Origin of the sequence: Bradyrhizobium sp. CSS354 (assembly GCF_029051725.1) — a bacterium.
Classification (GTDB): Bacteria; Pseudomonadota; Alphaproteobacteria; order Rhizobiales; family Xanthobacteraceae; genus Bradyrhizobium.
In genome coordinates this window covers 441762-451508 of the sequence record NZ_JAACFU010000002.1, presented here as the reverse complement: position 1 = coordinate 451508, position 9747 = coordinate 441762, and the positions used below count along the sequence as shown (strand labels likewise).

The window sequence follows — 9747 nt, the reverse complement described above, 5'->3', positions numbered from 1 at the left end:
ACATGCCGTCACCCTACACATTCGCCGATGCCCGGCTCGCTAAGCTCGACGGGTTCAAGGTCGAGATCGACGAGGCGCATGAGCGCGCCGACATCATCCTGGGCCGTCCGCCATACAACGTCGTGGCAATGCCGCAGCGCGACCAGCTGCGGCTGACCTTCGAGACGCTCGACGAGGATCCGCGCGTCCGCACCATTGTGGTGCGCGGCGAGGGCGAGCATTTCTCCAGCGGCGGTAATATCGGCGGCTTCATGGAGGCGAGCCCCGAGCACGTCTCCAAGCTCGCCTGGAACATCGCAGCACCGGCGCGCTGCGCCAAGCCCGTCATCGTCGCCAACCGGGGCTATTGCTTCGGCGTCGGCTTCGAGCTGTCGCTCGCCTGTGACTTCCGTATCGCATCCGAGACCACGCAATACGCATTGCCGGAGCAGAAGCTCGGCCAGATCCCGGGGTCGGGCGGTTCGGCGCGCCTGCAGAAGATGGTCGGCATCACCCGCACCAAGGACATCGTGATGCGCTCCAAGCGCATCTCGGCCAAGCAGGCGTTCGATTGGGGCATCGCCACCGAATGCGTGCCGGATGCCGAGCTGGAGAAGGCGACCGACAAGCTGGTCGACGAGCTCCGCACGTTCTCGCCGCTGGCGCAGCGCACGGCGAAAAAACTCCTCAACGACACCGAGGATTCGACGCTCGCCATCGCCATCGAGCTCGAAGGCCATTGCTACAGCCGCCTGCGCCAGTCGGAGGACTTCAAGGAAGGCGTCGAGGCCTTCAACGACAAGCGCCCGCCGAAATTCGCCGGCCGCTGATACGCGGGAAGAACTGCTGCGGTTCGCAATGGCGCGGACCGCGGCTCTATCAAAACGGGGGAGGTAAAACAACATGGCTGAGATGGATATGCCGGTCGCGGGTGCGCGAAGCTCGGCGGACAACAAGCAGATGGTCAATGCGATCATCGCCTCGGTGCTCGGATGGGCGCTCGACCTGTTTGATTTGTTCATTCTATTATATGTCGCGCCGGTCGTCGGCGCGCTGTTCTTTCCATCGAGCAATGCGGCGCTGTCGCTGGCCGCGGTCTATGGCTCGTTTGCCGTGACGCTGTTGATGCGGCCGCTCGGCTCGGCGGTGTTCGGTCACTATGCCGACGTGCACGGCCGCAAGCAGGCCATGCTGATCGCGATCGTCGGTGTCGGCATCAGCACGGCGGCCTTCGGCCTGCTGCCGACCATCGCGCAAGTCGGCGTGATCGCGCCGGTGATCTTCCTGATTCTGCGCCTGGTGCAGGGCATCTTCGTCGGCGGCGTCGTGGCGTCCACCCACACCATCGGCACCGAGTCTGTGCCGGCGCACTGGCGCGGCGCGATGTCCGGACTGGTCGGCGGCGGCGGCGCCGGCATCGGCGCACTGCTGGCGTCCTTCATCTTCCTGATTACGTCCTCGATCTTCCCGGGCGATGCCTTCGCCGTGTGGGGCTGGCGCTTCATGTTCTTCTCCGGCTTGCTGAGCTCGCTGCTCGGCTGGTTCATCTTCCGCAATCTCGAGGAGTCGCCCTATTTCAAGGAGCTCAAGCGTCAGCAGGGCAACAAGCAGGCGAAGGTCTCGAAGGCGCCGGTCAAGGACGTGTTCTCCGGCGAGTATCGGGGCGTCTTGTTGCTTAATTTGCTGATCACCTTCGGCGGCGGCGCCGGCTACTATCTGACCTCGGGCTATCTGCCGAGCTTCCTGAAAGTCATTAATGCGGTCCCGAACCAAACCTCATCGCTGATCCTGATGGGCGCGAGTGTCTCGGCGTTCTGCTCCGCGGTGCTGGTGGGGGCGCTCAGCGACCGCATCGGCCGTAAGAAGACGTTCCTCATCATCGGCGTGCTGGCGGCGGTGCTGCTGCCGCTCTGCTATCTCAACCTGGCTGCCACCAAGGACACGACGCAAATCACGCTCTATGCGTTTGCCATCGCCTTCATTGGCAACGCCGGATACGCGCCGGTGCTGATCTTCCTCAACGAGCGTTTCCCCACCGCGCTGCGCGCCAGCGGCACGGGCCTGTCCTGGAACATCGGCTTCGCGCTGGGCGGCATGATGCCGACCTTCGTCTCGCTGGTGAGCGGCAGCCCCGCGGAGATTCCGATGTCTCTAGCCTACTTCGCGGTGGGGGTGTTCGTGATCTACCTGATCGGGGCGATCGTGATTCCCGAGACCAAGGGCAACTTTCGCTAGATTATATCGGCGCGGCCGCAACGGCCGCGCCGATCCATCGAATTGCAAAACGAGATGGGAATGGATGAGCTGCATTTCGACGATGTGATCGTCGGCGGCGGATCGGCGGGGTGTGTGCTCGCGAACCGGCTTTCTGCGGACGTGAGCCGCCGCGTGCTTCTGATTGAGGCCGGGATGGACACGCCGCCCGAAGCGACGCCGCCGGAAATCCTCGACAGCTATCCGATGCCGCTGTTCTTTGGCGACAAATACATCTGGCCGGGCCTTTCGGCCGTAGCCGGCCGCAATGCCGAGGGCAAGCCGGTCGTCCGCGCCTATGAGCAGGGCCGGGTCATGGGTGGCGGGTCCAGTATCAATGTGCAGTCGGCAAATCGTGGCCTGCCGCGCGACTACGACGAATGGCGCGATCTGGGCGCGCATGGCTGGGGCTGGGCGGATGTGCTGCCCTATTTTCTCAAGCTCGAAACCGACCTCGATTTCAACGGCCCGCTGCACGGCAAGAGCGGACCGATCCCGATCCGCCGCGTCGCACGCGAGGCGATGCCCCGGTTTGGCAAAGCCGTCGGAGAAGCGTTGTCGGCAACCGGCTTGCCGTTCCGGAAAGACCAGAACGCCGAGTTCGAGGATGGCATTTTTCCGCCGGCCTTTTCGAACCACAACGATCGGCGCGTCTCGTCCGCTGCCGGCTATCTCGATGCGGCAACGCGGGCACGGCCGAACCTGACGATCTGGGCCGAAAGCGAGGTGGCGCAGCTTCAGCTTGAAAGGCGTCGCGCGACGGGGGTCGTGGTCGCGCGCGGCGGGCAGAAGCTTGCCGTTAGCGCCAGCCGCGTGATCCTCACCGCAGGCGCGTTGCAATCGCCGGCAATCCTGATGCGGGCGGGAATCGGCCCGGGCGCTGCGCTCCAGGCGCTCGGCATCCCCGTGGCCATTGATCTCGCGGGCGTGGGTAGCAATCTACGCGATCATCCAGCTCTGACGTTCTGCCAATATTTGCCGCGCCGGCTGCGACTGCCGCTGGCGCGTCGCCGCCCGAACTTCGCCGCGATGCGCTTCTCGTCGGGACATCTAGGCTGCGATCCCTCCGACATGTACATAACAGCATCGGCGCGCGGCGGCTGGCATGCTCTGGGCACCCGGCTCGGCCTCTATTTCCTCTGGTGTAACCGGCCGTATTCGAGCGGATCACTGAAGCTGGCAGCGCCCGATCCCAAGACCTATCCCGTTGTCGATTTCGACCTGTTGTCCGATCCGCGTGATCTCGAACGGATGATTGCGTCCGTGCGCCTGCTTGCGAGCCTCGTCGTTCACCCCGCGCTTAATCCTGAAGCCGCCGACTTCTTCCCGGCCTCGTATTCCCCGTGCATCAAGCGGCTGAGCCGGTATGGCACGGCCAACCGCATCGTCGCGTCCATCCTCGGGCCGATGCTCGACGTACCCGTTGGCCTCCGGCAGCTCGTGATCCGGCTCGCGCTGCTCAATGGTACGACCTTCCAGGCCACGCTTGCCGACCACCGCGCGCTCGAAGCTTTCGTGCGGCAGAGCGTTTTCGGCGTCTGGCACCCCGTGGGGACCTGCCGCATGGGCGATCCCACCGACCCTATGGCAGTGGTCGATCCAGAAGGGCTGGTGATCGGCAGCGATAATATCTTCGTGGGGGATGCCTCGATCATGCCGCGGTTGCCGACGGCCAATACCAACATCCCCGTGATCATGGCGGCCGAGAAGATCAGCGATGCGCTTTTGCTTCGAAGTTAGCTGTTTTTGATGCGCCAACCGCAGACGCGCGCAAAGAGCGTCAAGACCGCCCGGCGCGCCACCGCACTTCCGGATCACCCAGACTGGATAACCACAAACAGGAAACGGGACTGTCAATGGGTTGTGGCCAATGACCGCTGACGATATCGCGCGTCGAGAGCGCCAACTGGACTCCTAGCCTTCCCAGATCAGTGGACACCTATAGCTTAAGATTTGTGGTGGCGGCACGTGAACCATCGAACGACTGGACTAGCGCGCTCCTAATCTCTGACGGTATTTGAACAAGCGCCCAACTAGGGCGGTAACGTCCGTTTGGAGCCATGCTGTCGAAGGTGGTGCCGCGCACCCGCCTGCATGACATGTGGCGGTTGCCGGCGGAGCTTCTGGAAGAAGCCCAGGACGATGCCACCATCGTCGCGATCCGCGACATGGAGCGCGCCGGGATTGACATCGTGACCGACGGCGCGATCCGCCGCGAGAGCTACTCCAATCGTTTCGCCACCGCGCTCGACGGTATCGATGGAGACAATCCCGCGATGATCGTGGCGCGCACCGGCAACACCCCGACGCCGGTGCCGCGCGTCGTTGGTCCCGTCAAACGTCGGGCTCCAGTGGAGCTGCACGACATGCAGTTCCTGCGTGAGAATACCGACCGCGCCGCCAGGATCACGTTGCCGGGCCCGTTCACCATGAGCCAGCAGGCCAAGAACGAATTCTACAAGGACGACGAAGAGCTCGCGATGGCTCTCGCCGAGGCCGTCAATGCAGAGGTGCTCGACCTGCAGAGAGCGGGCGCGGACGTGATCCAGCTCGACGAGGCCTGGGTGCGTAACAATCCGGATTTGGCCAAGCGCTACGCCGTGAAGGCGATCAACCGCGCGCTAAATGGCATCACCGTGCCGTCGTCCATCTCTGCTTCGGCCATGCGGCGGTCGTGCCGGGGTCAAACAAGCCGGCCGGCTATTCGTTCCTGGCCGAGCTCGACGACACCATTGCCGACCAGATCTCGATCGAGGCGGCGCAGCCGAAGCTCGACCTCGGCGTGCTCAAGGATTAGTCGAAGAAGATCATGCTCGGCGTGCTCGACCTCGGCAATCCGGCGATCGAGAGCGTCGATACCGTCGCCGACCGCATTCGCAACGGCCTCAAATACGTGTCGGCCGATCGTCTTATCCCGGCGCCGGATTGCGGCATGAAATACATGCCACGCAGAACTGCCTTCGGGAAGCTGAAAGCCATGTGCGATGCGGCAGTTAAGGTGCGGCGTGAGGTTGGTTGAAGAGTTTTGAGAGGCTTCTCGAATGTTGATGTCGGAGCAACGGAAGCGACTACTTTGCGGAAAGGAAAGTCGGCGCAATTCATGTTGCTCTTGATCAACTCCGCCGTCCTTGGGTGGAGTTAGCCCAAATTGGCCCATGATGGACTGGAGCGAGACCGCGGGCCTTTCAGTCGGTTAGATAATGGCGTGTGCATGACGTGTGCACCGGGAGGTCAAGAGAGATCCACACGGCAAGTTGGAATGACTGCGAAGCCGACCTTCTTAGGTCATCCCGCAAGGAAGCCGCCATCTACGGCAAGAACAGTGCCGGTGGCGTATTGGGAGGCCGGCATGCAGAGGAAGGCGACCGCACCTGCAATGTCTTCCGGCTTTCCCCACCGTTTGAACGCAATGCGATCAGCAATGCGCTGATAGTGTGCACCATCGGTGCGGCCCGCGGCGTTGATGGCCGTTTCGATATAGCCGGGCGCCACCGCATTGACGCGGATGCCTTCTTCGGCCCACTTCAAAGCCAGCGCCTTGGTCAGCATCACGACGCCACCTTTGCTGGCGCAATAGGCGGGGATCCGCGGCAACGCCAGCGTGGCGTTCATCGAGGCGATGTTGACAATCGAGCCCTTCGTCTCCGCGAGCAGGGGGTGGAACGCCATGCAGGTCCGGAACGTGCCGGTGAGATTGACGTCGAGCACTTTCATGAAGGTTTCGATCTCGAATTCCTTGTCGCGCGCGAGAATTCCGGCGCAGTTGACCAGCGCGTCCACGCGCTTGTGCTGCCGGGCACAGGACGTGACGGCGTTGTCGTCGGTGACATCGAGCGCCGCGAGCGAGAGCCCGGCACGTGGCTTAAGGAGAGTGCGGGCGAGATCGGCGTCATTGGCGCCTGTTGCCGTCACCGTTGCACCGAGATCGCAAAATTGATTGCTGATCGCGGCGCCAATGTCGCCAGCGCCGCCGATCACGACGGCATGAAAGCCCGGTTTGAGGGAAAAATTCGAACTCATCGGAAGGTCTCACTTCAGGGATTTCGGCGGTGAGGCCGTCGATTCGCGGACCACGAGCGAGAAGTCGATCTCGCGGTGCATGATGGTCTGCTCGCCGGCGAGGCTGCGCACCAGATATTCGCCGGCGCGCTGCCAGGTTTCTCCGGTCGGAACATGGATCGTGGTCAGGCTCGGCCGCAAATGCCGGCTCCAGTCGAGGTCGTCGAAGCCGACCACTGAAAGGTCGCGCGGCACGGCGAAACCGTCGCGCTCCGCCTCGAGCAATACGCCGTAGGCGATGACGTCGTTGCCGCACACCACGGCCGTCGGACGGTCCTTGAGGTTGAGGAGATAGCGTGCCGCCTCGCGCGCATCGTCCAGCGTATAGGGCACCTCGACGTGCCATTGCGGAGGAAGCGCGAGGCCGTTTTGGGTCAGCGCGCGGCGAAAGCCGGCGACGCGGGCGCTGGCGCGGTCGTTGTTTCGCTGGAGCGCCGAGACGATTCCGATACGGCGGTGACCGAGCTCGATGACATGTGCGGCGGCGCGGTGGGCTGCGGCTTCGTTGTCGGTGCCGACGCAAGGGTAGGGCCTGTCGGGCTGGTAGATGCCGACATTGATGAAGGGCACCTTGTTGTCGGCAAGCAGCTTGCGCAAGGCCTCATGATGGCAATCGCCGCGCAGCACGAGGCCATCGACGCCGCGGCTGATCAGATTGCGCGCCTGCTGCAATTCGACATCGAGATCATATCCGCTCGTGGTGAGGAACAGCATGTACCCGACTGACGATAAATATTGCTGGAGCGAGGCGATGCCGCGCGCGAACATCGTGTTGTCGATCGTCGGCACGATCGCGCCAAGCGTGCGTGAGCGGCGCGACGACAGGATCCGCGCCGGCGCATGCGGGATGTAGCCAAGCGCGTCGATGGCCTGCTCGATTCGCGCGCGCAGGGACGGGCTGACCGCGTTCGGATTGTTCAGGGCGCGCGACACCGAGGCGGTCGACACGCCGGCGCGCGCCGCGACGGCGCGGATGCCCTGCTTGACGGACTTGACGTTGGTCAATCTCATGAGTGTAACGTTACATTCTGCGTCGCGAGCCATATAGTAGTGGCACACGCCTAAATTTGTCGTAGATTGCGCGATCTGTCCATCGCTTGACACGGCGGATGTGAGGTCTATTTTGTAACCGTTTTCAAGTGACGCTCAACCATGTTCAAAATGGTCCGCCAGCTTAAGGCGGCCGGCCGGGAGGAGACTTCGATGAAGGCCAGGATGCTCGCGACGCATGTCGCGTTGCCCGTTCTCGCGATTGCCGTCAGTGCGCAGGCGCATGCCGCCGATTTTGACTGGATGAAGTTCAAGGGCAAGACCGTCGCCTTTCTCGCCAACAACAATCCGGTCGCGCAGGCACTGCTGACCTACAAGGCCGATTTCGAGAAGCTGACCGGCATGACCCTGAAGGTCGATGGCTATCAGGAACAGCAGATGCGCCAGCGTCTGGTCACCGTCATGAACGCGAACAGCGACGAGGTCGACGTGTTCATGACGCTGCCCTCGCGCGAGGGCGAGCAGTTCGCCGCTGCCGGCTGGTACGGCGATCTCACCGCGATGGCCAAGAACGACGTCGCCAAGGACTACGATCCGAACGGGCTGAGCCAGGCCCTGCTGAAGGCCGCGACCTTCAATGGCAAGCTCACCAGTATGCCGATGAATCTCGAAGGGCCGATCTTCTATTACCGCACTGACATCTTCAAGAAGTGCGGTCTCGAGGCGCCGAAGACCATCAAGGACGTCGAGGCCGCCGCCGTGAAGATCAAGGCTTGCGACAGCGCGGTGACGCCGTTCGTCTCGCGCGGCCTCAAACCCGCGGTCGCCTACACCTTCAGCAACATGCTGCACAATGTCGGCGGCAGCTATATCGCCAACGGCAAGTCGAATCTCTGCTCGGCCAAGGGCAAGGAGGCGCTCGACACCTATAGCCGGTTGCTGCGCGATTTCGGACCGCCCGGCGTCGTCAACTACAGCTTCCAGCAGATTTCCGCGCTCTATCGCAGCGGCCGCGCCGCGATGGCGTTCGAATCGTCGAACGAACTGCGCACAGTGATGGAAGGCGGCGCGCGCCTGAAGGATACCGGCCTGCTGCCGTTCCCGGCGGGTGAGGCCGGCCAGGTGCCGACCACGATCGGCTGGGGCATGGCAGTCTCCTCACACAGCAAGCAGCCGGAAGCGGCCTGGTATTTCGTGCAATGGGCGACGAGCCCCGAGGTGCAGAAGAAAATGGCGCTCCAGGGCATTGCCCCGCCGCGTCCGTCGGTCGCCAAGGATCCCGAATATCGCAAGTGGATCGATGAGGAGCCGGTGCGCAAGCAATGGCAGGCCGCGCTCGACGTGCTCGCCAGCAAGGGCTCCTCCGAGGTCGGCTATCCCATCGTTGCCAATCCGGCATCGCGCGAGTTCATCGGCCAGGCGGTGCAGGACCTGATCCTCAAGCAGAAGCCGATCGACCAGGCCTGCGCGGATGCCGACAAGGCGCTCGATGCGCTGATCGCCCAGAAGTAACGGCTTCATGCCGGCAGGCTCGCTGCCTGCCGGCATTTCCCCACACACTGAGGACGCGAACGGATGTCTGACTCGGCTGCGACACTCACGCAGGACCGGCAGAAGCTGGAAATGGCGGCGCTATCGGCGCCGGCCGTGATCTTCACGGTCGCAATGATCGCGTTTCCGGTCGTCTATACGATCTGGCTTGGCTTCCAGACATTTTCCTCGACCGGCAAGCAGTCCTTTGCGGGCCTTGCCAATTATTCCAAGCTGATCTCCGATTATGAGTTCTGGCACGGGCTGTGGATCACCATCGCTCTCTTCGTGCTGTCGCTGGTGCTGCAGCTCGTGTTCGGCGTCTGGCTGGCGCTGGTGCTGTTTCACGCCAAGCGGTTGCCGGGCATTGTGCGCTCGCTGTTCATCTCACCCTTCATGATGCCGCCGGTGGTGGCCGGCATGATGTGGCTGGTGATCCTCGATCCCTCGCTGGGCGCCGCCAATTATATCCTGCAATCGTTCGGTCTACCGCCGTCGGACTGGCTGGCCTCGCCGTCGCTGGTCATTCCGACCGTCGCGCTGATCGACAGCTGGCAGTGGACGCCTTACGTCGCCCTGATCGTGCTGGGCGGCTTGCAATCCCTTCCGACGAGTGTCTACGAGGCCGCGCAGATCGACGGCGCATCCGCGTTCAAGACCTTCCAGCGCATCACGCTGCCGCTGCTGCTGCCGACCATCGTCACCGCGGCGATCCTGCGCAGCGTCGATCTCCTGCGCTTCTTCGACATCATCTACATCACGACCCAGGGCGGCCCCGGCAACGCCTCGAACACGCTCAACATCTACGGTTTTCGCGTCGGCTTCGAGTTCTTCAACATCGGCTATGCCAGCGCTCTGATGCTGACCTTGACGGCGATCGTGTTCGGCGCCGTGCTCGCCTTCAACCGCCTGCGCGGCGCAGTGGCGTGGTGATGT

General features: G+C 63.1%; 7 protein-coding genes and 1 pseudogene. 6 read left to right on the top strand and 2 right to left on the bottom strand.

Translation table 11 applies throughout. The features are described from left to right. The first annotated feature begins 2 nt into the window (after nucleotides 1-2). The 4 genes and pseudogenes from GWG67_RS06120 to GWG67_RS06105 all read left to right on the top strand — a co-directional run. The gene (locus GWG67_RS06120; protein ID WP_275168223.1) at nucleotides 3-809 is read left to right on the top strand and encodes an enoyl-CoA hydratase/isomerase family protein; all 807 of its coding nucleotides are present in this window, start codon (nucleotides 3-5) and stop codon (nucleotides 807-809) included. A 73-nt stretch (nucleotides 810-882) separates the two neighbouring features. Continuing rightward, the gene (locus GWG67_RS06115; RefSeq protein ID WP_275168222.1) at nucleotides 883-2214 is read left to right on the top strand and encodes an MFS transporter; all 1332 of its coding nucleotides are present in this window, start codon (nucleotides 883-885) and stop codon (nucleotides 2212-2214) included. 60 nt (nucleotides 2215-2274) lie between these two features. Further along, a complete protein-coding gene (locus GWG67_RS06110) occupies nucleotides 2275-3972 on the top strand; it encodes a GMC family oxidoreductase (protein ID WP_275168221.1) in 1698 nt (565 codons plus the stop codon). A gap of 317 nt (nucleotides 3973-4289) precedes the next feature. Further along, a pseudogene (locus GWG67_RS06105) lies at nucleotides 4290-5251 on the top strand (5-methyltetrahydropteroyltriglutamate--homocysteine methyltransferase); the annotation flags it as partial. Nucleotides 5252-5517: 266 nt separating this feature from the next. On the opposite strand, the gene GWG67_RS06100 reads toward GWG67_RS06105, so the two are convergent. Both GWG67_RS06100 and GWG67_RS06095 read right to left on the bottom strand, forming a co-directional pair. Further along, nucleotides 5518-6252: an SDR family NAD(P)-dependent oxidoreductase gene (locus GWG67_RS06100; RefSeq protein WP_275168220.1), complete on the bottom strand. Its 735-nt coding sequence runs from the start codon at nucleotides 6250-6252 to the stop codon at nucleotides 5518-5520. Nucleotides 6253-6261: 9 nt separating this feature from the next. Then, a complete protein-coding gene (locus GWG67_RS06095) occupies nucleotides 6262-7302 on the bottom strand; it encodes a LacI family DNA-binding transcriptional regulator (protein WP_275168219.1) in 1041 nt (346 codons plus the stop codon). A gap of 192 nt (nucleotides 7303-7494) precedes the next feature. Here GWG67_RS06095 and GWG67_RS06090 point away from each other — a divergent pair, with 192 nt between their 5' ends. Together GWG67_RS06090 and GWG67_RS06085 are read left to right on the top strand one after the other, a co-directional pair. Continuing rightward, the gene (locus GWG67_RS06090) at nucleotides 7495-8793 is read left to right on the top strand and encodes an ABC transporter substrate-binding protein (RefSeq protein ID WP_275168218.1); all 1299 of its coding nucleotides are present in this window, start codon (nucleotides 7495-7497) and stop codon (nucleotides 8791-8793) included. A gap of 63 nt (nucleotides 8794-8856) precedes the next feature. Further along, the gene (locus GWG67_RS06085) at nucleotides 8857-9744 is read left to right on the top strand and encodes a carbohydrate ABC transporter permease (protein WP_275168217.1); all 888 of its coding nucleotides are present in this window, start codon (nucleotides 8857-8859) and stop codon (nucleotides 9742-9744) included. Nucleotides 9745-9747: the final 3 nt, after the last annotated feature.